This window comes from Enterobacter cloacae complex sp. IR5412, assembly GCF_049237385.1.
GTDB lineage: Bacteria > Pseudomonadota > Gammaproteobacteria > Enterobacterales > Enterobacteriaceae > Enterobacter > Enterobacter intestinihominis.
In genome coordinates, this window is sequence record NZ_JBMKHQ010000012.1 from 28,789 (window position 1) to 49,849 (window position 21,061).

A 21,061-nucleotide genomic window follows, 5' to 3' on the forward strand; every position below is an offset into this window, starting at 1 on the left:
AAATAACTGCACCAGGATATCATGAGCGTAATTAAAAGAATTCTTCATAACCGGGGTTTTCAGTTGAGTTTGCGGACTCTTTACTTTGCGGTTTCTCGCCCTCTATTTGAGTATCCCTGACAGGTTTGGATTTACCCATGCTCCTCTGAAAGGTATCCATAACAAACTCAATATCTTCTTCTGGCAGGCTGGTGGGTTGGTTGCTCATAGGACTTCCTCTTGTTGAATACGTTCGGCGTACAGGATGCGAACCGAAACGGTCGTGTTTTCAAACTCGTTCTCAAAAACGTCCATCCATTCCGTCCGGAATTCTTCCCCCAGAAGGTTATCGAGCCCCTGAAGAGATAATGGAAGAACGGCTGCTAGAGATCCCCCGGCTGCGAGATGAGATGCAGCTGCCTGGAGATGCAGCCTGGCCCGGTTATCGGCAAAAGGTGGGTTCATCACGACATAATCAAACTTCTTCTGTTGATTAGACTTAGACCATGTGAGGAAGTCAGCTTCTGTCGTATCGTATCCCTTAGCCCGGGAGATAAGGCAATTCAAAGTATCAAGCTCGATGCCAGTAACGATCACACCGGCAGGGAATGATTTAAGCAAATCCGCATGGCCAATATTAGGCTCCAGGAGGGTATCCCCTTCCCCTGCACCGAGCAGGGAATATACATATTCGCTGATTCGGCAAGATGAAGGGTAAAACTGATGCGATACAATATCAGGCATCTCCCCTATCTGGCCGATGTAACGAATAACCTCACACGGATCATAGGAAAATGTCACATCGTATTTTGTTACTGTTGCCCCTAAGAACCGAAGGGTGTCAGCGGCAACACTCGAAGATTTGCGTTCGGCGAGAGACCCTAAAGATGTCCAGCAACTCCATTTATTGTCCCCGTCATTTTTAAACATTAGTTCAGAAAGCTGCATCCGGGTATCAAAGTCGATGCACTGCTTAAGTACAGGGAATGCCTCCAAAGATTTCTTGCTATGAGCCATGCGGTCGGCAGGTAATGCCAGCGGTACGATAGCTGATAAAATATTGTTAAGCCGCTCGGCGATATCAGGGTGGACGTCAATATGCATTGATCCATTTTTGTAAACCCTGAAACGAATACTGTTGCCATCGATGCAGATCCATTTTCTGAACCCCTCATGTTCGACCAACGCCTCAACCAATGATTTGGTGTTATGGATCGCCTTCACCTGTTCGCCACGGAAGAATGCGCATATAACGCGGAGCTCGCTCAGTGGTGAAATGCCAGACTCTTTAAAATCCACCCTTAATTTCTGCCAGGGGTATTTAGACGGCTCGCAAACTCCGGTAGTGATCATGCGGGTGGAGAACCCAAAAGCTTTGTTTGTCTTATGACTGCGGCTCAGAGACTGGAAGACGTCGTAAACCCTTTCTTTAATAAATTGATTGCGGTCATTAAGCAAAGCAACGACTGTGCCTACTACAGCGTCAGCTGTGAAATCAGGGATCACCTGAGGCGGCATAATATAGCGGTCGGCCGTAAACTGCTTATCCCATTCGTTACGTTTGGCATCCGACATGATAGGCAAAACATCAGTGAGTGCCATAACGCGTTTCCAGTATTCAGATCTCAGAGCGTTTTCCGCGAACAAGGCATCCGCTTCAGAGATACTGTGGTTGTAGCCTGAGAGATAAGAATAAAGTTTCTGGTGATTGTGGGTTTTGAACTGGACAGCCATGTGTTTCAACAAGCAGAGTTCATCATTATAGGACTCAACAAGATCCGCGATAATGCCGAGCTCTTTGCGCATATCTGGAAGAAATGTTTCAGAAGAGCTAACCACCAGGCTATGAGAGGTTGTTAAAGCCAGTACGCTGTGACCTGCATTATCGGGTTTAGCTTCAGAATCAAGAGATGACATTTTACCGGTCCTTTAGAAAAAACTTTTACCAGGATAGCAACGTCGCTCTGTAACCTAATAGGTTCAGTGACACGAAAAAGTTTTTTATGTCTCTGAATAAAACTTAAAGATGTCAACTCATAGAAAGAAGCAAAAAAAAAGCCCCGCATAAACGGGGCAAGAACGATACATGGAGGTTTAAAAAAGGCGGGCAAAAAGCCTGAATCCTTAATGACTCTGACAAAACCAACACTTTGCCAAAAGTAAATTATTCTGCGTCCGGCTGTGGGTCAGTATCCTGATCGGTCTCTTCCCCTGCCTTCTTAGCATTTTTTTTACGTGGGTATTTTGGCTTCTCACCATTAAGTTTTGCCTGACGATTCTCCGCACGGCGAAGCTGCTTGTTCTCTGATTCTGTGATCTCTTTTGAAAGATTTCTCAGCATCTCCAGAGTACTGCGGTTCAACGTAATGTTGATTTCTTCGTCAGCACTTGAATCTGTCATCTCCGGCAATTCAATATCCCCCAGTTTCTGTAATAAGCTGGTGGTGATGAGTTTGACGCCTTCTACGGCTTTTGTGGCAATAACCGGCGGAATCCGTGCTGGCTTGAAGTCTGAAGGTCTGACTCGTACCTGACCATGTTGGGTTTTTTTCACCGTGATGCCATTCGCATCGGCCTGCTCAAGTTCCGCGATCATCTTCTTGATACGTGAAATTGCTTCTGTTTCACCGAGCTCATCGATCAGTGAAAGCACGTTAACATACGAAATAGCGTCAGCATGAATCCATTTCTTGATAACAACAGAACAGGTTGTCAGGCGGATAAGAGAACTGATGGTCGTCGGGCTTTTATTTTCACGTTGAGCAATTCGTTCGAGTGACCAGCCAGCAAGAGAATGTAGGCGACGATAGGACTCGCCAAGCGCAACAGGAGAAAGCGCAAGACCACGGTTACCATCAATGGTCGCGAGCTCACAGCCAATTTCATCTTCTTTAATCTCAACGCAAAGGATTGTGATGTCATGATCTTCATCACATGCCATCATTGCGGCTTTTAAACGGCAGTGCCCCTGGCGAACAAAAGGTACCCCATCAATGACACGTACTCGGATAGGGTCTACATAGTCACCTCGAATGTAGGCATTCTTGATGTTGTAGATGTGTTCTTCAACCTCAGGGAGCTTATAGTAATCGTCACCCATTCCCATTTCGCGGGAGTTGAAGCCTGGCGTGACCTGAATTACTGAAGGGTGGATAGCCCATGCTTTCTGGTCACTTACTTCAGTACAAAGTTCAGGGTTTGCATCACGGAACTGTTTAAGCCCAGTGACGTAACGACCTGTGCCAGTAACTACTGAAAAGGCAACATGGGCCGTTTTAAAGACCTTGTCATTAGCTTGCTGTGTAGGTTCTGTCAGTAAAACACTCATAGGGGCTCCGTTACATTTTTCTGCTTACTTTCTGCGTAGCGGGGATACTACCGAAAAAAAAATCCATAATTTTTCGCAAAAAAGGTACTTTTTGAGCCTATTCTGATTTTTCACAAAAAAAGAGGGCTCCCCATTTCTTGTGATGGCATCAAAATCGCTTCATAAACAAAGACATAAATCCAAAACATAAAGTTCAGGTATCAGTGAGGAAAAATCTTATAAATCCGCAATGCTGAAAGTCAAAACTGTGCGTCTTAAACAACTTTTTTTTGCTCCCTAAGTTATTAGTTAAAGCCCGTGGTTAGGTACGATACCAGCACCTAAATTTCTCTCTCAGGTATAGACACTTTGACTCGACATCTCAGACACATGCCGATAATCAAATGGGCTGGTGGAAAAACGAAACTGATGCCTTTCATCAGCCATCACTACCCACACGATCATAGTTGCCGGTGGGTAGAACCCTTTATAGGCGGTGGTGCCGTTTTTCTGAACATGTTTGCACAAAATGCATTGCTTGCAGATAGCAATCCAGACTTGATCAACCTATACAGGACTATTCAAAGACAGAAAACTAACTTTATAAATCAGGTCCAAAACCTAGCGGATAAAACCTTTGTCGAAAAGGACTACTATGAGATGAGGGACCGTTTCAACAAAACCTGTATTTCTGGTCAACCGCTTCAAAGAGCGGCTTTGTTTTACTCCCTGAATCGCCTGGGCTATAACGGTATGTGCCGCTATAACTCAGAAAGAATCTATTCAGTGCCCTGGGGGAAACATACAGAACTGAAGCTTGACTTCAATAAAATAGACTACCTTTCATTTCGTCTTTCAGGTATTGAACTGATCACCGCTGGTTTTGAGGAGACTCTGGCCGCAACCGGCGAAGGAGATCAGATTTATTGTGATCCGCCATATGACAAAACAAGCAAAACTAGTTTTGTCAGTTACGATGGTAAACCGTTCAGCCAAAGCGACCACGTGCTGTTAGCAAATATGCTCGTTGACGCTCACAGAAAAGGCGCTGCTGTTGCGATATCAAATAGCCTGACACCATTCACTTTGGGCCTCTATGAAGAGCGTGGATTCGTCATACACAGACTCAGCGCTTACCGATCCGTAGGAAGTAAGCCAAATACACGGAAAACGGAAACAGAAATACTGGCCGTGCTGAAATAGAGTTAATTCTAATCAACGGGGCTAATCCATTCCTGAAAAGTTAATACCTCAGGGTGAGTTCGTTGAACATAAGGTATAAACTGAAGCTCTTCTATTCTCCGGTCGCCCCTCTTTCCTTCGCAAATAAATGAAATGAGTCCTTGCTGAGAAAGCCCAGTAAGGACGCTCATAAGTCTTATATTTAGAGTTTTAAGCTGTAAGTCGTTATTAATGTCCTCCACTTTATGAGAGCTCTGGCCTGAACGTTTAAGATACTCGTAAACCATGAAATTCGAATTTCGTCGTTTTAACAATTTTTCGGTTATGCATTCCTGAATGAAACCGCCAAGAGCATCTAAAAGCGGACTGAGAACTACCGGGAAAGTTAATGTGTAACTTTGAGAAGTTTTAGACAAAGTAAATGAATTTAGAAAGCTAAAGTTAAGTCTCTTTTTTGAATATGGAGCGTAAGCGACAAGAGTAGTTGACATAACAGTAAGTAAAGCTTCAAGATGTTCCACTGTTATTAATGTGGTTTTATCTGTATTTCTTAGATTATGGAAATCAATAAACGCTACTCTTGAACGGCTAAGCCAATCTTGTACTTTAATGTCGATAGAAAATTGCGATATATGATTTGAACATTCATTTTGGTTGATAGGGCATGCAGACGAAAGATGGTTATGGATTATCATGCATAGCACAAAAAAAGGAAATCGGCAGGCTGTGGGGCATTGAAAACCGGTTAAAGAAAGCTTAGACGTTTCATATGCGCTTACCGGAAAAGTAACTTTTCTTAACGTTGGCTTTGACGATGTTCTTGCATTTTTACAAATGAAACCGAGACCCAGATCATTGTGCATTTTAAAGTCCATCTCCATCATCACCTTTTAGCCTTAACTGTATGGTATTGGTATACAAAAAATTAAAAATTATAATTAATAAGATTATCATTTTTTTACTATTGAAAAGGTTGTGATAGAGGGGAATTTAAATGTAAAAGATTTATACTCGCAGATCTTTATGAGGGATAAAACCCATTGCGTAAGCAACAATATTACGTGAGTGAGTCCTAACGACAGTTTAAGTCTTGGCTCTATATTTAAGCAGTAAAACATTTAACTGTCTTGGAGTTTACTTAACTTAAAAACTGTTATTGCAGCATAATTTTTCGAATCAAAATCATAGAATTTTCTGACTTTTCCAGTCAAATGATAACGTTCACCCAATAAAATGTGATCCTGTTTATCGGCCGTTAAAGCGATCCCGTCATTTCTAACTTTACCAGTAAATGTAAAAAAATAACTCCCTTTACTTTTTGCGTACGCGGCCCTGACTTCAGTAAATGTTAGTTCAATGCTTATGACCTGGCCGATATTGTAGCTATGTTTTAAAATTTCTTGTTCATTTTCCGGAGTTTCAGACAACATCACATCAAAGGTTGTAAAGAAACAATCCAGCTGGCGTTCTGTCAAAAAACGGTTATTGTCTAGTTGCGCCAATATACTATTAGAAAACTTAGTGTTAGCCTTTTTTGCTTTCTCAATAAGTACGTGGTTTCTGGATTTCCATGCTTCGAGTGTTGGGTTAACACGCAGTTCCGGAATGTTATCGAGAAAGGTAATTGGCTCTAGTACCACTAATTTTTCAATAATGGGTCCAACTGTTTGCACCCCATGACACTTTTCACATACATCAGCCCCTTTGTGGCCTGTGCCCGCACATTCGTTACATTCTCTTTCGATAGGTGCATAATAATTTCCATCTCCGTTAAGGGATACATTCACTGAGGCTGGTACCATATGACCATCAAGAGTAAAGAAAAGAGATTTCATTTTCGAAACACCTCCAAACGTGCCTCTACGATTGCTACAGCTTCTTTCACAGTTTTTTCATAGTGGTCATGCCCTTCAGGAAATTGGTCAAAACGTTTACCGTGTTCTAACTCTTCCATGTTGCGTTTAAGGACTTCATGAGTTAGAAGCAAATCATTATAATTATCGATAAGAGTCAGCTTTATAGGTTTAATCACTCAACTAATCCTCGGTTTTTTATTCCTTAAGGAGATCTCGAATTTCCAGAAGCTCTTCTAATTTTGGTTTAGAAAGAATGATTGCTGTATTTTCGTCGTTAAGTAAAGACAATAAAATATTTAGCTTTTCATCATTCAAGATTATTTGAACACCATCATCAGAAAATATTACATTTTTACTATCAACATTTTTGAACAAGTGTGCACTATCTCTACCAAATTTTAGTTCTGTTTGAGTATTCGTTATAGATTCCGTATGTGTACTTTCCACAAGCTCAAGAAATTCAGATTTTAGCCGTTCTGTTTTCTTATGCGAGAGGCGCTTAATACCCAAAGTCTTACGTGTGACTGCCGAATTTTTCTTTTCTGGTCCGCCTTTATTTAAGGTGTCTGGTCCTGCTCCAGCTGCATTGTGTTCAGGTATGCCTACAATTTTGCTCGTTGTAGTCTCAATATTCTTAACGCCAGGTAAGAAACCTTCTATATGTTTTAAAACCATTTTGTGATCGTTGGAATATTTTAACATTATTTCAATGGCGAGCGTTTTTTTGATTAGATTTAGGCTAATCAAACGTTGAAGCTCTAATGGCATATCAAGGATTTTTAGCATATTACGAATTGCGGTAGTTGATCGTTGATATCGCATTGCTAGTTCTTCAACCGAATACCCGAGACTAACAGCATGAGCTAATGCATGAGCTTGCCCAACCGGATTTAGCCCATTGCTTCTGTTACCATCGAGGTTCTCAAGGTATTCTTCAATTTCGTTTTTATAATCGATTAAGATAACAGATAATTTTGGAATATTAGCACCTTCAGAAATTGCTAATTTTAAGCCATGAAAACGAGTATGACCTTGACGAACTAAATATTTACCTTTTCTTTTTACGACCTTGATCATATCAACCTGCCTTCCTTCCTTAAAGGCTTGTTTGATTGACACAATCATCGATTTGACAGGTTCTTGTTCGTAACACAAATCTCCGATTACCGCCTCTCGGGGATTAAATCCCTTTTCAATTTCAACTAGATTAGTATCCACTTCAATGACTGTATGTTTGCTGTTGTTCATATCTTCCTCCTGTTTACTACATGATACATGAACCTCAAATTTGCCAAATAGGGCTGATACATCTAAAAGGTAAACTCAAAAAATTTGCTTAATAAAATTAAAATAAAAACTGTCTTGAATAAAACAATGATAGTAAACCCACTTTCATTTCCGTTTGCGATCTGTAGATATTGATAAAGGAGCGCTATTCCTTGTTTTATATGGACTTATCATTGTTTTCAACAGGTTAGATCAATTCTTTAGATCACTAAAGATCAATAGAGTTCAAGTAAAGATCACGGCATCTTTAACTCATTGATTATAGTAACTTTATGAAAGGATCCGGCATTCGGATGCATGCGAAAAGCATTTGAATGAATAAGGAAGGCATTTACTGGAATGCTTATGGCATTTAGGTAAATGCGTAAAAAGCATTTGCAAGAATATGTTATAAACAGTTTGCCAAATGAAAATCTTATCACCGACGAGTTAAGTTAATGATTAAAAACAACGAGTTAATCCATCCTTTTGACGTAACCAGTAATGAATCAGGTAAGACTTATCAACTGACGCCTAACTCGTCCAAGTCGGTTCAGCCCGTGGCCCTGCTGAGATTGAGTGTATTTACCCCTGTCGGCACAAAAGAAAACCGCGACCGAAACTTTGAAGTTGATGCCTCTGATGAGCTTTCGTGTATGGAAATTGCAAGATCGGAGGGTTATGACGACATCAAGATAACTGGTGTCAAACTATCTATGTCTACCGACTTTAAGTGCTGGCTCGGGATCATCATGGCTTTCAGTAAATATGGTTTTACTTCCGAGAAGATTAGCCTGACTTTTAACGAGTTTGCGAAGATGTGTGGTATCAGTTCAACAAACATCAACAAACGAACTCGTGCGCGCTTTAAAGAGTCATTAATGAACCTTGCATCGGTAGTGCTTGCCTTCTCAGACTCTCGTAGTGGTCGGTTCACAGTAACGCATCTGGTGCAGAAGGCTATGATTGATCCAAAAAGCGATACTGTTGAGCTGGTTGGGGATCCTTCTATGTGGGAACTGTATCGTTACGACCATAAGACATTGTTAAGCCTTCAGGTTCTATACATTTTGGCTAAAAAAGAAGCTGCGCAATCTCTCTATATTTATTTTGAAGCAATGCCAGCTGGTACGTTGTTCGTTAATATGAAACGGTTGAGGGAAAGGTTGCTTCTTACAACCCCTATTCGTACGCAAAACCAGATAATTCGTAAAGCAATGCGGGAACTTGAATCTATCGGATATCTCGATTATCAAGAAGTTAAGAAAGGTCGCGACATACAATTTCAGATCTTCAAAAGAAGCCCTAAGCTGGCCCTTGCCAAACAAGGTTGAAAGCTATCTGGTATGCACTGGTTATAACCTGCTGAAAAATAAGTTATTTATCAGTGCTATGCTTAGTGCTTCTTTTACTACTGGTCTTACATCTCGGCTTAATGTGCAAAAAAGTAACTTTTCAAACGAACTCCTGACTATTCATCTGTATGCCTTTCTGACTCAAGCGTACATGCTAGCCCATTCATTAAATGCCGTTGAGCAAGATGGTTTCGTGCGCACTCTATTCACGTGAATGCCTTTTGTGGATTACGCCTCTTACATTCATACAAATGCTTTTGATGTCGGTATCCCAAAAATTCATTCATTGAAATGCTTTTGTTTGCCACTGTATCCCGAGCATAGCTATGCAGTGGTATAAAAAGGCATTTTGGTGAATGGCATTAGGTCGAATGACACACAGTTCAGCTTTGTTAAGAGCGAGAATGGTCCAAGACATCTATGACATTGGGCATCAGAAGGACTATGTGCTTGATATGAGATCAAAAAAATATCAGAAGCATCACAACTCCAATGGCATTCAAAGAAATGCCTTTGTTTTGTTAGTACACCAAACAACCCAAAATTCATGCAGTTATATCAAAGACTCATTCGCAAAAGGACTCAGCCAGAAAGCATTTGCTTAAATAGCATTGGCCAAAAGCATTCGAATGAATGATGTTCGTATGGACAAGACAAAGTCCCACTCACGCCCAGAGGTGTAAAAGGCATTTAGATGAATGACGCACCGGCCCGAGGATTGTATGTAGTTTCTCCAACTGATAGTTGCCGAACCAGGGAGCACAGTGATATGCGGCCTTCTCAGAATCAAGAGATAGATAATAAGGGAACAAAAAAGATTAGATATGAAGCTTAGTTACCTGCCCGATATCTAGTTAGAGCTTTTCAAACCATCAAAAGTGACTTTTATGCTTGAGGAGTCTCATCAGCTTCAGGATTGAGCTTAACGTAATCTTACCCCCTCCCCTCTTTCAAACTTTTACTAAGCGTTCACTGGTACCTTTCAAAGATTATGCTTTAGGCCCTTTGCTTAAAAATTCACCAATCGCTAAACGTTAAAAAAAGGGGGTTTATGCGAACGGAAGGATCGGAATAAAAAAGTATTATTCATTCGCGTTTACGTGAACTCAAATCTACACGGAGTAATTATGGAACTTTCTTTAAATATTGGCCTTAGTGAAAAGAAATCTAACACGGCTGCACTTTTTAAAACAAAAAGCGCAAAAGTGATTTTGTTTGTTCTGCTGACCGTGCTTTTTTGCGGTCTGGCATATGCGGGTTCAGATGATGGGGCACTGGGAGATATTTGGTCATACATGAGTGAAAGTATGACTGGAGCTCCGGGCAAAATTCTGGCAGCCGCGATGTTGATCTCAAGCGTATATTTCTCTGTCCTTAAGCCTAACCCGGGCCTGGCACTGGTTTCATTATTCATGATGCTGGTAATGGCCAACGGCGAGAAAATTATCAGCACCTTTATGGATGCTGGCGTACCGCTGTAATTTATTGTTAATCATGCATGAGGGGGTTCATCCCCCTCTCTGGATTTTTAATGAGTAAGCAGAACGACGTTCCTCAGCATACCTATAGATTCCCTTTCAGGATCAACATGCCTCTACTGATTTTGTTTTGGGATGCCAAAAAATTAGGGCTTGCATTCATTCTGGTTGCATTTGGGAATATCTTCGAATGCTTCGGGTTTTCTGTTGTAGCAGCGGTTGTGTATTGGATTGCGTATAACAAAGCAGCTGAGTCAGGAATAAGAGGATTGCTAAAACACAAACTCTGGTGGCTCGGTTTTTTGCCAGGTAAAGCAGTTTTTAGTAGCCGTTATTTCAACGATCCATTTATCAGAGATTTGTATTCTTGATGGAGCTATGAATGAAAATGCTAAGTGGCATTAACATCCCTTTTTTCAAAAAATCTAAAAAGGATGAAAACGGTGATCTTGAACAGTCATACGTAAAGAAAGATGAAAGTGCTAAGGGACGTTTTTTGGACATTAAAAAACGATTTAGCCCACAAGCTGAAGCGTCAGGTGCTGGAATTACATACAGCGCCCTGATTAATCGTGATACAAAACTTATCCGCATTAATACTGTTTCAATAGCCGTCATTGGGTTATTGGTTGCAAAGATTCTTTTTTTCACTGACCCAGTGACGATTGTTACCCCTCCAAACATGAATGAAGAGATCACGGTTGTTGGTAACAAAGCATCGGAATCTTATAAAACACAATGGGCTCTCTTTTTTAGTACCCTTTTAGGGAATATTAATCCAACTAATATTTCCTTTGTGACGGCCTATGTCCTCGATGCCCTTTCACCTGAACTACAGGCTAAAACGAGTGAGTCTTTACAGGAGCAGATAAATATCATGCAGGCTCGTGGTGTTGAGCAGACCTTTAAGCCTAATGATATTTACTTTGATCCAAAAAATGACATGGTCTATGTCTGGGGTACCAAAACGACTCGACTTGTAAATGTTCCGGACAAAACTGAATCATCGAAATGGACTTATGAATGGGTTCTCGGGATGAAAAATGGTCGCCCAAGAATTGCATATGTAAATCAATATTCCGGAACACCGAATATTAAAAAAATTACGATAAACGGCAAAGAGCAACTGGCAACGCTGGATAATCCGCCACCGTCTACAGGTAACAAGTGATGATTAAAAAAAAGGGCTTAGGCTTCAACGCAATTACAGCATTGATCATGCTCACGACTTCGAACTGCGTAATCGCTGAAGAATACCAATTGCCAGCAACAATTAATAACCCGGTTGTAATGCCAGTTGGTGCTGACGGATTTCAGAATGGAGCTGCAAAAGCCATTATTCCGGGTCAAGCTGGTTCTGAACAGTCAGGTGCACAAACAAACCTTAGTGAAGCCGGTAATGCGCAGGGACAAAAACCTACAACTGATCTCCCTACCGTGCAACTTTCCCCAGCCAGCAATGCTTCGCCTGCGGTAAGCGCTATTACTGGAGCATTATCAAATAATCCTAGTCTCCCCGGATTTGACGCACAGACCCGATCTGGTGCAATTGATAGCTATGGGAGACCAACAGGTACCTCTTCCCAGCAGAATGCAACCAATGCGACCGCCACGTCAAAAGCCGATGAACTTTATGTCGAAGCTCGTAACCGATATAAAGAAGTTCAGCGTGTAAATGTGCCGCCTGGTGGGAATGTGGTACTGCCAGTTTCACGAGGACTTCAAAACAGAATATCGACCAGCTTCAAGAATGCTTCTGTCAGTACTTCTACCCCTGCTGAAGAGGCAAGCATATTTGTTAATGGTGGCGATGTCTTTATTTCAACTAATACCGATAAACCAATCGGGATTATGTTGTCTGAAGATCAGGTACCTGAATCGACCTATAACCTGACCCTGGTACCGCTTGATGTTCCCGGTGCGATGATTTCAGTTACTACATCTTTAAGCCCATCTATGCAAGCCAAACGTGAAACCTCATTGGATAAGCAAAACTATGAGGAAATGTTGGCCCGCTCCCAGTCAGAAGAACTGGCTCCAACGGATCCAAAACAAGACGATCATAAACAAAGAATCATTGATTTATTGACTCCTGTGGCTCTTGGTGAGGTCCCTTCAGGATTCAGTTTACAACAGGACCGACTTTCTCGTATTCCTGCGCCAGAGCAGTCACCATGTAACTTTAATATGTATGCAAAGCTCGGTCAGAGACTGGTTGGCTCACGTGAACTTATTGATGTAATTCTTGTGAAAAACGATAAACCATACGGTCAAATCGTTGCTGATCAGCAGTGTATGGCAGAAGGCGTTATTGCAAGTGCTTTATTTGATAAAGCATACCTGCAACCGGGAGAAGAAACAGAGCTTTACATAGTCCGGGATAAATTGTTCAAGGAACGCGAGGCCCGGGTTACAACCAGACCAAGTCTAATCAGAAAATAATATGGGAAAAGTTACTTTGCCTGCTCTGCTTGGGGCCACCGTGATTGGTTTTGTCGTATTTGCTTTAACCAGCTTTTACTACAGGTCAGAATATATACCAAAAAGGAGTGTATTAATCGTTCCGGACGCACCCATTAGTATCGAAGATGGCAGTAACGCTTTTCCCGTTCAGACAGTAATAATGAACGATCCAACTCTTATTGATAAATTTGTAGGAGAGGGCAATATTAATGAGGAGAATGCTTTTGACTATCACAAAAGTAACGTTTTGGAACCTAATTACAAACATGAAATATCTAGAACGAGCCAGATAGATAAAGCTGAAATGAATCATCCATCTGTTCGTGAAAACTGGGCCAGAGCAGGTGAACCCTATATCGTTCCTCAGATGTCTGACAGCGAACGAAATCTAAAAATTAAACGATTCCAGAAACCTACAAGTGGAGCTAATCATGGACATTAAAAAGGCCTGGGAAAATAAGACCGTCAGACTTTCTGTTATTGGCGCTCTGCTGGTAGTGATTGTTTATATTATTAGCCAGTCTATTTTTTCCACACCAGTTAAGAAAGAAAAGAAAACACAGAAAAAAGACATGCAGACCAATTTGTTGTTAGATGATTCGCAAATGAACAAATTGAGTAATGAAGAAAGCCAGAAAGTATATAAAGAAATGGTTAAGCAAAACCGACTTGACCAAAATGCGGCGAAAGAGGACCGCGAAAAAGCAGAAAAAGCCCAACAGGAAACTAAAGCCCAAGTTGCAAGTTTAACTTCTCAACTTCAGCAGCTGTCTCAGCAAATTAATGATATGCAGACAAATCGAAACGGCAATCGTAACTTGGATGCTGGTAGTTCGCGTAAAACGATTAATGAGCAGGCACCGGCAGCTCCTTATCAGCTTAATGCTAATGCGCCGATTAATGGCGTAAACCCTAATTACGCTTCTATCACACCTACGCGTAATAGCCCAATGAGAACAATCACACAAAGTTCCATTAAGACTAATGGTACCGATGGTGTCATTCAGGTTATGCCCGTGTCTGAAAACAGAATCAAGGAAGGCAGAGAGGTCATTGCAGGAGATAAAGCGCCAACTCGGACTGTACGAGGTGATGGTACTGCGCCAGTTGATAGCAAAGCGCGGCATGCTGCCCGAAAAGATGAAATGTTTCTTCCGGCAACATCTATTATCACTGGTGTTCTGATTACCGGGCTTGAAGCGCCTACAAGCCTTTCTTCCAAATCAGAACCAATGCCAGTAACGATGCGTATTAAAAAAGATGTCATCATGCCCAATAATTTCACCATGGATTTGCGTGACTGTAACCTTCTGGGTTCAGCTGTTGGTGATCTGGCGTCACAGCGTGCTTACATACGTGCCACTTCTATCTCTTGTGTTAATTCAAAAGGGAAAGCTTTTGACGTAAAACTGGAAGCATATGCTGTAAGTGAAAATGACGGAAAAAATGGGATCCGAGGCACGCTTATCAGCCGAAATGGTAACGCAATTGCAGGAGCTGCATTTGCCGGTGGACTTTCTTCACTTGCCGGTAGCTTAAGTCCCAGTAAGGTATCTTCACTTAACATCGACCCTAATTCACAGGCTCAGTATCAGTCCCCTAATTTTGGTGCACTTGGGGCATTAGCCGGGGCTGGTGCAGCTCAAGGTGGTCTTAATCGACTCGTCGATTACTACACCGCAATTGCAGAACAACAGTGGCCAATCGTAGAAATTAGCCCTGGCCGAGCTATTACATTTGTCGTTCAGACCGGAACTACAATTCCAACGAATCTGACCAGTCGCTGAGGTTTAAATGGATAGTTTAGAAAAAAAAGAATCGCCTGAATCAGCTGGACCTGAAATCACTAAAAAAATGGTGCGAGAAAGGACAACAAAAAAAATTACCTTCGAAATTGATATTGAAAAAATATTGAAGTATTTATTTTTCTTCGCCTTTGCCGTATTGGTCATTATTTATGGTTATAAAGGCTTTATGAATGTTTACGATTACTTCAATAAACAATCCCAGCCTTCGTACAAGATTGCAGTGCTTGACATGCCTGAATTACGTAAGGAATTTTTCAAGCATCACGGAGGCCGTACTGCTGACAATGATAGATCTCAATTCGAAGAATATTTCAGAACATTAATGAAGATCTACCGTGACCGTGGCTATTTAATTATTGATGCAACGCTTGCCGTTACTGTACCGGATAGTGTTGAAATCGTCACTTATATGGAACTTGAAGATAGCTCTGAAGCGGTACAATCAAGTTCTTATAATGCAAAGAAGTAGAGGGCACCCAATAGTGAAAAAGTTACTTTTCCCTTTAATGGCGGCTTTCGCCATTATGGCGAATACGGTCACTTATGCTTCAGAGCAGGTCCTAACTAATAGTGATGCTGCTGCGTTAATGGCAAAGGCAAAGGAAGGTGGCGTTTCACCCAGTCAGATCTCGGGTGTGTTATCAAAAATGAAAGGATATAAACCTAAGGATGCCATATACATTCCTTCTGGTGGGCTATACCTCTTTCAGGACGAACGTTCGCAGCTAATGGCAGTAACGACCGATGGCCGATACTCCCTTACTGGGGGAAGCCTTGTTGATGTAATTAAACGTAAACCTGTTCTGACTGTAGAAGAAATCAGGAATTCCTATTTTATTAGTCTTGATGAGGCCCCCTTCCCTCTGGAAACTGTAGCGTCCATTCCTCTGGGAAATTCAAAGCTTAAAAGACAAGCAGCCATTTTCATAACACTTGATTGTGACGGTTGCATGGAACTTGTTAAGAAATTCTATGCAGATCGGGACAAGTATCGGATAGATATTGTTTTAGTTCCCTCACCCGGTGAGCCAAAAGAAGAGCTTAGAAGGCTCTGGTGTAGTAAAGAAAAAGGAAAAATAAACAACCTCGATATTCTTCGTTGGCTAATGGGAAGCAAATCCGACATTGAAAAAAGATTGCTCTCTCAAAAAGAAGCAGAAGAATGTCCGGCGGAACCTTTGGTAGCGTCATTGATGCTCGCAGGAATTTATAAATTGCAGGGTGTACCTTCAGTTGTCAGACAGGATGGTTTGGCTGGTAATGGCATTCCAAAAGATTTCGACTACTGGTTGAACCAAAGCGTTGAACCTCTCTTAAAAAATCCATTTGAGACAAATTAAGGCTAGTTTATGAACATCAAAAGATTGGTACTCAGTGCTCTGGTTGTAGGTACATCCTCATATCTTACGGGGTGCTCCATCGGTAGTTCCGAATCCGAATGTCCAGGCATTGAAAAGGGCGTTATCTGTAAAGGTCCTCGCGAAGTTATGGAGTTAACTAATAATCGAGATGATCTGTCTGCACTGGCGGGGGAAGAGTCGGAATCGGGAAAGGAGAAATCGGCTGTCAATGACAGCCGTTATCCAACTGAAATTAGCCCTCCAGGGGAAGTCAAATATCCACAGTCTACTACCCTTAAAAATCAGCCTGTGGCTTATTCAAAAACCGAAATTAAGCCAGTTGGTCAGTTACCTGTCATGTACGATAAAACTTTAAAAATGGGTGCCCCTACTTCATCCATTGGACCACGGCCTATTTCTGGTGTACCGGTTAATTCAAACGTAAGGATGACTAGCAGTTATAGCACTGCCTCTTCAACTGGTAACCCTTTCGTTCATCCGGCTGCGGAAGTCGTTAAACAAACAAGCTATCCGGTTTCTGCTGGAAATGCCCCACGCTACGTTGCACCTAATTCTGATATCAGCCCTGGTAAGGATATGTACTCTCTTTACAATGGCCAGCCCGTTAACCCGACTCTCAACCCTGGGCAGATCCAGCAATACCGTTCGCAAGGTTATAAACAAGCTGTAGTGGCTCCTGAACCACTTGCTGTTCTGCAACAGGGGAAAGTAATGAGAATTACTTTTGCACCTTATACCGATGATAACGATGCGCTTAATCTTCCCGGCTACGTTTATGTCAACGTAAAACCGCAAACATGGATTGCTGGCAAGAATTCGACCTCAAACCCAGCTCGCATAGTTCCTTTAGAAGTACAGGATGCGGCCCGGGAAAATATGCAGCAGCAACAAAAAGCAACTAAAGCTGTCTCTTCGAACGGCATTGTTAGACAACTGTAAGGTCAAATATGGAAGCTATCAATAATTACAATAGCGGTTTAAATCGCCATCAATTAGGTGGGTTTATCCCTGTTTACGATCAATTAGCAGGGACTCACTATTTTTTGATTGATGGCAACAGATTAGGGTTTATGTTTATCTGTAATCCATCCCCTGGAGTTTTTGATAATCAGCAAGATGTTCTTGCTGAAATGTTCAAAATGGATTTCCCTACAGATACTGTCTGTCAAATATCTCTGACTGCATTGCCAGACCTGACTTTACAGCTTAGTGCTTGGTCAGCTGTGCGAGGTGGGCGTATGACTGGGAACGATAAGCTTAAAGCAGATCTGCTTAATGGTTATCAGTTGGACTACTACGACAGAAGTATGCATAAGCCTTTAAAACCTGATCATGATAACCTTATGTTGAGGGATTTTCAGGTATGGATCTCGCTATCGATTCCTTTACAGTCTGCCCTTCCTACCGAGCTGGAACATTCGCGTATCGATTCACTTTACTCTGAACTTGTAAGTAAGTTAATTACGATTGGATTGCATCCGTTTAAGGTCGATGCAGAAAACTGGCTCTATTGTATAGATAAGGTCGTAAACCCCGGAAAGAACTCCCGGTGGGCTGAAGGTTTCATAGACGTTAACACTATGAAAAGGCTTAATGAACAAGTTAACGTTCCCGGCCGTAAGTATACAGTCACAGAAAATCATTTCTCATCAGTCACACAAAGTGACGACGAATCTGAGCATCGTTACTTCAAACAACTTTCCGTTGTAAAGTTTCCTGAATACGTCAATTTCGGTTGTATGTATGAGTTAGTAGTTAACTGGATGCATGGACGTAAGACAATTTTCAGCCCATTTATGATCACTCAGACTGTTCAGTTTGCCGATCCGCTCAAGTTGTCAAAAGAAAACGTCCGCTACAAAGCAATCACTAATAAACAGGCAAGTATACCTTCAGTTGTCACATTCTGCCCTCGCCTGCGGGATATGGATAATGACTACATGGCCGTAACTCGCGAGCTTGAGGATGGCGCAAAGCTTTTAAGAGGGTATCTTACTTTCACTGTTATGGGTAGTAATGCCAATTCTGTGCAGACAGCAGCTAACGATCTCAAATCCTTTTACCTCGAAAGCCGGGTCAAAGTAGCAGATGATTCCTTTATCGTTTTCCCGTCATTTATGTCATGTCTGCCAATGTGCAATGACCCAAAGACAATTTTCGACCTTGACCGTTCCGAAGTAGTGAGCAACACCGGAGCGGCTCATATGACACCGATCTTTGGGCCCTGGAAAGGTAATACAGATAGACCAGTACTGAGTTTAGTTTCTCGTGAAGGTCAACTCATGGGACTTGATATTTTCAAGACTTCTGCAAGCTATAACATGGTTATTGGTGCAACGTCAGGTGCAGGGAAGTCATTCTGGACAGCATATCTAATCAATAACTATCTTGGAGCTGGACCGCGATCTAATAACCTCGTTCATTATCGCTCAACATTTAAGCATTTTTTAGAAAACGAATACCCAGATGATGATCCTGACGGTGCTCAAGTATTTGTTGTGGACGTGGGCCGTTCTTACCAGGGGATTGCGGAACAATATACAAACAGTCAATTTATTGATTTCGGTAAAACCCCTGACTTCACCCTAAATCCCTTTGCCTTCCTAACTGACATCACTGTTAACGACGATGTATTTAACGAAGCACCTGAATTTACCGGTGAATCAACTTCAAACGATGCAGAAAAAGACAAAGTTGCTCAGACCATAATGGTTTTGAATCAGCTAAAAATTATGGCTTCAGAGAAAGGCCTTATCGATGATTATCAACAATCAGTGATGCTTCAGCTTATTGCAGAAGAGTACCAAGAATCCAGAAAATCAGGTCGGACCGGTTCAATAACCGGCTTTGCTCTGCGTTGCAAGAAGCATGAAGACAAACGTATAAAGGATATTGGGGAGCAACTCGGAGCATGGTGCGAAGGTGGAATTTATGGGCACCGGTTTACCGATACGTTGCCTCCAATCAACTTCGACAGCAGATTTATTGTTTTGGAACTGGAGGAGCTAAAAGGCACCCCCCACCTTCAGACAGTTGTATTAATGTCTATCATTCAGGCTGCTCAGCATGCAATGTTCATCAAAAAAGATGGGCGTCGTCGCTTGTTCATCCTTGATGAAGCATGGGAGTACATTCGTCCTGATAATTCATCAGGTGCCGGAAATCAATCAAACCAATTCTTCTCTTCCTTCCTCGAAGCGGCATGGCGTAGGTTCAGGAAAACAAACTGCGCTGGCATCTGTATCACACAGTCGTTTGAAGATTATTTTACTTCTTCTGTTGGCCGGGCCCTGACTGCTAACTCGCCTTGGAAGATAATCATGAAACAAGAAAAAGAAAGCATTGAAGCAATGAAGGCTAATAAATATTTTTCTACTTCAGATGCAGAATATGAACGTATGAAAAATATTCGTACAGTCAAAAAGGTGTTTTCAGAGATGTTAGTCAGGTTCGAAAACTTCCAAGAGATCTGTCGGTTATACGTAGACCGGAAAATGGAGCTTTGTTTTACTACGGATAGTGCTGACAGGAGTAAATTATGGGAAATTCAAAGCCGCGAGAATTGTAGCTATGGCGAGGCAATAGAAATTCTCTATGCTCAAGAAGTAGCAGCGGGTTTGGCCGCGTAGAGTAAATATCTTCAAGCAAAAATAATTAAACCAGATGTCTCATAAGAATCTGGTTTTTTATTGTATGCCTTAAGTAAACAAATGAGGTTGTGACTTAATGAGTTCATCACTGTGCTGCAAATTTTGGTTTTATAATTAATGTGGTGTAAAAACAGTGACATAAATACAAATCGCAGTTAGGTTGTGTACGCATTAAGTAAACAAAATTTATAACTTCAATACTGACATTATAAGATGAAAATCACGTAAATTACATTTTTGTTTACCAAAGGTAATCAAAGTAGCGCGGCATTATTAGTGAAAACAGATCACTGGTGTCATTTTGCATACAAAACTTAATATCCTTTAATCATTCTTCTAAAAGTTTATTATTAACGGTTTGGTTTCTGAAAATTTATCCAATTTGCTCACCGAAGACTTTTAACTTATTTAACCCCCTTTATCGCCAAACTGTGATTTTCTAATGTTAGTCTACAGTTCTAGGGCCCTTGCTCCCATGATGCGAATCCTGCCACCTAATAAAGATTAACGCCTCATTCCTGTATGCCGGTCTTACGACGCCAGTGCACGGACTATTTTTGGTCATCACAAGGACAGGCGGGAGATTTAATCAGGGCGTGGTGTTGCTGAGCAGCAGCTGCGGCACTGTAAGCCGAAGGCGGAATTAACTCCTTTATCACCATCTGGGGACGTCATTATGGGTAGCCCTTTTAACTTACTCAGGACCATTAAGCTAAAATTCCGGATAGCGATTGACGTAAGATTTAGGCTAAGCAGGTAAAGTGATCCCCGCTCCCGGGGTGACAACTTTATACAAAAGGCCGAGCGGAAGATTGTCCTTAGGGAATATTTCTTTAACACAGCACGGGCACTTACTCACGCTGCCGGATTTAACCCCCTTAATCGCCAAACTGGGGTTCTGTCCTCATGCTGGCCTTCAGTTCTGGGCGGGGTTGCTATCACTTGCTCCCTAATGCGAGATGTACCTGCTGATACAGATTAACGTCATATTCCTGCGTGCCGGTCTGCCGACACCAGTGCACGGGCTTTTTTCGGTCATCACATTACCGGGCAGGAGATTTTATCAGGACGTGGTGTGACTGAGCAGCAGCTGGGGCACTGTCATCCGCTTGCAGATTTAACCCCCTTAATCGCCAAACTGGCGTTCAGTCCTGATAGTGTCCTTCCGTCCTGGGCAGGGTTGCTAACACTGGCTCCCTTAATACGAAATGCGCCTGCTGATAAAGATTAAAGTCACATCACTGCATACCGGTTTGCCGACTCCGGTGCATGGCCTTTTCCGATAATCACAAGGACGGACGGGTGATTATATCTGTGCATAGTATGTCTGAGCAGCATCAGAAGGCACTGTCAGCC

19 protein-coding genes are annotated in these 21,061 nt (G+C 41.9%); 12 read left to right on the forward strand and 7 right to left on the reverse strand.

Going from position 1 to position 21,061, the window contains the following annotated elements; translation table 11 throughout:
* Nucleotides 1-31: 31 nt before the first annotated feature.
* The 3 genes from ACOTX2_RS18770 to ACOTX2_RS18780 form a co-directional block, all read right to left on the reverse strand.
* The gene (locus ACOTX2_RS18770; protein WP_000070862.1) at nt 32-208 is read right to left on the reverse strand and encodes a hypothetical protein; all 177 of its coding nucleotides are present in this window, start codon (nt 206-208) and stop codon (nt 32-34) included.
* Nucleotides 205-1,896: a DUF4942 domain-containing protein gene (locus tag ACOTX2_RS18775; RefSeq protein ID WP_000096325.1), complete on the reverse strand. Its 1,692-nt coding sequence runs from the start codon at nt 1,894-1,896 to the stop codon at nt 205-207. The genes ACOTX2_RS18770 and ACOTX2_RS18775 overlap by 4 nt, the downstream gene beginning before the upstream one ends.
* A 247-nt stretch (nt 1,897-2,143) precedes the next feature.
* Entirely contained in the window at nt 2,144-3,307 is a 1,164-nt protein-coding gene (locus ACOTX2_RS18780; protein WP_000114860.1) for a hypothetical protein, read from the reverse strand.
* Between the two features lie 369 nt (nt 3,308-3,676).
* Between ACOTX2_RS18780 and ACOTX2_RS18785 the strand changes: the two genes are divergently transcribed.
* Complete coding sequence (locus ACOTX2_RS18785; RefSeq protein ID WP_001121574.1) at nt 3,677-4,489, forward strand: DNA adenine methylase; 813 nt, start codon at nt 3,677-3,679, stop codon at nt 4,487-4,489.
* Nucleotides 4,490-4,497: 8 nt separating this feature from the next.
* Here the strand turns inward: ACOTX2_RS18785 and ACOTX2_RS18790 are convergent, their stop codons facing one another.
* From ACOTX2_RS18790 to ACOTX2_RS18805, 4 genes are all read right to left on the reverse strand, one after another.
* Nucleotides 4,498-5,352 (reverse strand): hypothetical protein, encoded by an 855-nt coding sequence (locus ACOTX2_RS18790; protein WP_000970401.1) that lies wholly within the window; start codon nt 5,350-5,352, stop codon nt 4,498-4,500.
* Nucleotides 5,353-5,586: 234 nt separating this feature from the next.
* On the reverse strand, nt 5,587-6,303 hold the full coding sequence (locus ACOTX2_RS18795) for a zinc finger-like domain-containing protein (RefSeq protein ID WP_000838219.1): 717 nt from the start codon (nt 6,301-6,303) through the stop codon (nt 5,587-5,589).
* Nucleotides 6,300-6,500, reverse strand: coding sequence for a hypothetical protein (locus ACOTX2_RS18800; protein ID WP_000594930.1), 201 nt, complete (start codon nt 6,498-6,500; stop codon nt 6,300-6,302). The genes ACOTX2_RS18795 and ACOTX2_RS18800 overlap by 4 nt, the downstream gene beginning before the upstream one ends.
* A gap of 19 nt (nt 6,501-6,519) precedes the next feature.
* Nucleotides 6,520-7,572, reverse strand: a complete 1,053-nt coding sequence (locus ACOTX2_RS18805) for a hypothetical protein (RefSeq protein WP_001065778.1) — start codon at nt 7,570-7,572, stop codon at nt 6,520-6,522.
* A 476-nt stretch (nt 7,573-8,048) separates the two neighbouring features.
* On the opposite strand from ACOTX2_RS18805, the gene ACOTX2_RS18810 reads away from it, so the two are divergent.
* The 11 genes from ACOTX2_RS18810 to ACOTX2_RS18860 all read left to right on the forward strand — a co-directional run bounded on the left by ACOTX2_RS18810 (nt 8,049) and on the right by ACOTX2_RS18860 (nt 19,684).
* Nucleotides 8,049-8,924 carry a RepB family plasmid replication initiator protein gene (locus ACOTX2_RS18810; protein WP_000594611.1) on the forward strand — a complete coding sequence of 292 codons (876 nt, stop codon included), beginning with the start codon at nt 8,049-8,051 and terminating at the stop codon, nt 8,922-8,924.
* A gap of 1,148 nt (nt 8,925-10,072) precedes the next feature.
* Nucleotides 10,073-10,426: a hypothetical protein gene (locus ACOTX2_RS18815; protein ID WP_000423602.1), complete on the forward strand. Its 354-nt coding sequence runs from the start codon at nt 10,073-10,075 to the stop codon at nt 10,424-10,426.
* A 17-nt stretch (nt 10,427-10,443) separates the two neighbouring features.
* A complete protein-coding gene (locus ACOTX2_RS18820; protein WP_001447770.1) occupies nt 10,444-10,794 on the forward strand; it encodes a type IV conjugative transfer system protein TraL in 351 nt (116 codons plus the stop codon).
* Nucleotides 10,795-10,805: 11 nt separating this feature from the next.
* Complete coding sequence (locus ACOTX2_RS18825) at nt 10,806-11,594, forward strand: TraE/TraK family type IV conjugative transfer system protein (RefSeq protein WP_000783153.1); 789 nt, start codon at nt 10,806-10,808, stop codon at nt 11,592-11,594.
* A complete protein-coding gene (locus tag ACOTX2_RS18830; protein WP_000592092.1) occupies nt 11,594-12,865 on the forward strand; it encodes a TraK domain-containing protein in 1,272 nt (423 codons plus the stop codon). The genes ACOTX2_RS18825 and ACOTX2_RS18830 overlap by 1 nt, the downstream gene beginning before the upstream one ends.
* Nucleotide 12,866: 1 nt before the next feature.
* Nucleotides 12,867-13,328: a plasmid transfer protein HtdO gene (gene htdO, locus ACOTX2_RS18835; protein ID WP_000521242.1), complete on the forward strand. Its 462-nt coding sequence runs from the start codon at nt 12,867-12,869 to the stop codon at nt 13,326-13,328.
* Nucleotides 13,318-14,673, forward strand: a complete 1,356-nt coding sequence (gene trhB, locus ACOTX2_RS18840; protein ID WP_000351841.1) for an IncHI-type conjugal transfer protein TrhB — start codon at nt 13,318-13,320, stop codon at nt 14,671-14,673. The genes htdO and trhB overlap by 11 nt, the downstream gene beginning before the upstream one ends.
* A gap of 7 nt (nt 14,674-14,680) precedes the next feature.
* Entirely contained in the window at nt 14,681-15,163 is a 483-nt protein-coding gene (locus tag ACOTX2_RS18845) for a hypothetical protein (protein ID WP_000377632.1), read from the forward strand.
* A 118-nt stretch (nt 15,164-15,281) separates the two neighbouring features.
* Nucleotides 15,282-16,034 carry a protein-disulfide isomerase HtdT gene (htdT, locus tag ACOTX2_RS18850; protein ID WP_182911723.1) on the forward strand — a complete coding sequence of 251 codons (753 nt, stop codon included), beginning with the start codon at nt 15,282-15,284 and terminating at the stop codon, nt 16,032-16,034.
* A gap of 9 nt (nt 16,035-16,043) precedes the next feature.
* The gene (gene trhV / locus ACOTX2_RS18855) at nt 16,044-16,994 is read left to right on the forward strand and encodes an IncHI-type conjugal transfer lipoprotein TrhV (RefSeq protein WP_001022588.1); all 951 of its coding nucleotides are present in this window, start codon (nt 16,044-16,046) and stop codon (nt 16,992-16,994) included.
* Between the two features lie 8 nt (nt 16,995-17,002).
* Nucleotides 17,003-19,684, forward strand: a complete 2,682-nt coding sequence (locus ACOTX2_RS18860; protein WP_000387412.1) for a TraC family protein — start codon at nt 17,003-17,005, stop codon at nt 19,682-19,684.
* Nucleotides 19,685-21,061 lie beyond the last annotated feature (1,377 nt).

Coding starts and splice junctions, on each gene's coding strand:
- ACOTX2_RS18770 (WP_000070862.1), bottom strand. CDS start 208: ATGAGCAACCAACCCACCAGCCTGCCAGAAGAAGATATTGAGTTTGTT.
- ACOTX2_RS18805 (WP_001065778.1), bottom strand. CDS start 7,572: ATGAACAACAGCAAACATACAGTCATTGAAGTGGATACTAATCTAGTT.
- ACOTX2_RS18790 (WP_000970401.1), bottom strand. CDS start 5,352: ATGATGGAGATGGACTTTAAAATGCACAATGATCTGGGTCTCGGTTTC.
- htdO (WP_000521242.1), top strand. CDS start 12,867: ATGGGAAAAGTTACTTTGCCTGCTCTGCTTGGGGCCACCGTGATTGGT.
- ACOTX2_RS18815 (WP_000423602.1), top strand. CDS start 10,073: ATGGAACTTTCTTTAAATATTGGCCTTAGTGAAAAGAAATCTAACACG.
- ACOTX2_RS18820 (WP_001447770.1), top strand. CDS start 10,444: ATGAGGGGGTTCATCCCCCTCTCTGGATTTTTAATGAGTAAGCAGAAC.
- ACOTX2_RS18795 (WP_000838219.1), bottom strand. CDS start 6,303: ATGAAATCTCTTTTCTTTACTCTTGATGGTCATATGGTACCAGCCTCA.
- trhV (WP_001022588.1), top strand. CDS start 16,044: ATGAACATCAAAAGATTGGTACTCAGTGCTCTGGTTGTAGGTACATCC.
- ACOTX2_RS18830 (WP_000592092.1), top strand. CDS start 11,594: ATGATTAAAAAAAAGGGCTTAGGCTTCAACGCAATTACAGCATTGATC.
- trhB (WP_000351841.1), top strand. CDS start 13,318: ATGGACATTAAAAAGGCCTGGGAAAATAAGACCGTCAGACTTTCTGTT.
- ACOTX2_RS18860 (WP_000387412.1), top strand. CDS start 17,003: ATGGAAGCTATCAATAATTACAATAGCGGTTTAAATCGCCATCAATTA.
- ACOTX2_RS18810 (WP_000594611.1), top strand. CDS start 8,049: ATGATTAAAAACAACGAGTTAATCCATCCTTTTGACGTAACCAGTAAT.
- ACOTX2_RS18785 (WP_001121574.1), top strand. CDS start 3,677: ATGCCGATAATCAAATGGGCTGGTGGAAAAACGAAACTGATGCCTTTC.
- ACOTX2_RS18825 (WP_000783153.1), top strand. CDS start 10,806: ATGAAAATGCTAAGTGGCATTAACATCCCTTTTTTCAAAAAATCTAAA.
- htdT (WP_182911723.1), top strand. CDS start 15,282: ATGGCAAAGGCAAAGGAAGGTGGCGTTTCACCCAGTCAGATCTCGGGT.
- ACOTX2_RS18780 (WP_000114860.1), bottom strand. CDS start 3,307: ATGAGTGTTTTACTGACAGAACCTACACAGCAAGCTAATGACAAGGTC.
- ACOTX2_RS18845 (WP_000377632.1), top strand. CDS start 14,681: ATGGATAGTTTAGAAAAAAAAGAATCGCCTGAATCAGCTGGACCTGAA.
- ACOTX2_RS18775 (WP_000096325.1), bottom strand. CDS start 1,896: ATGTCATCTCTTGATTCTGAAGCTAAACCCGATAATGCAGGTCACAGC.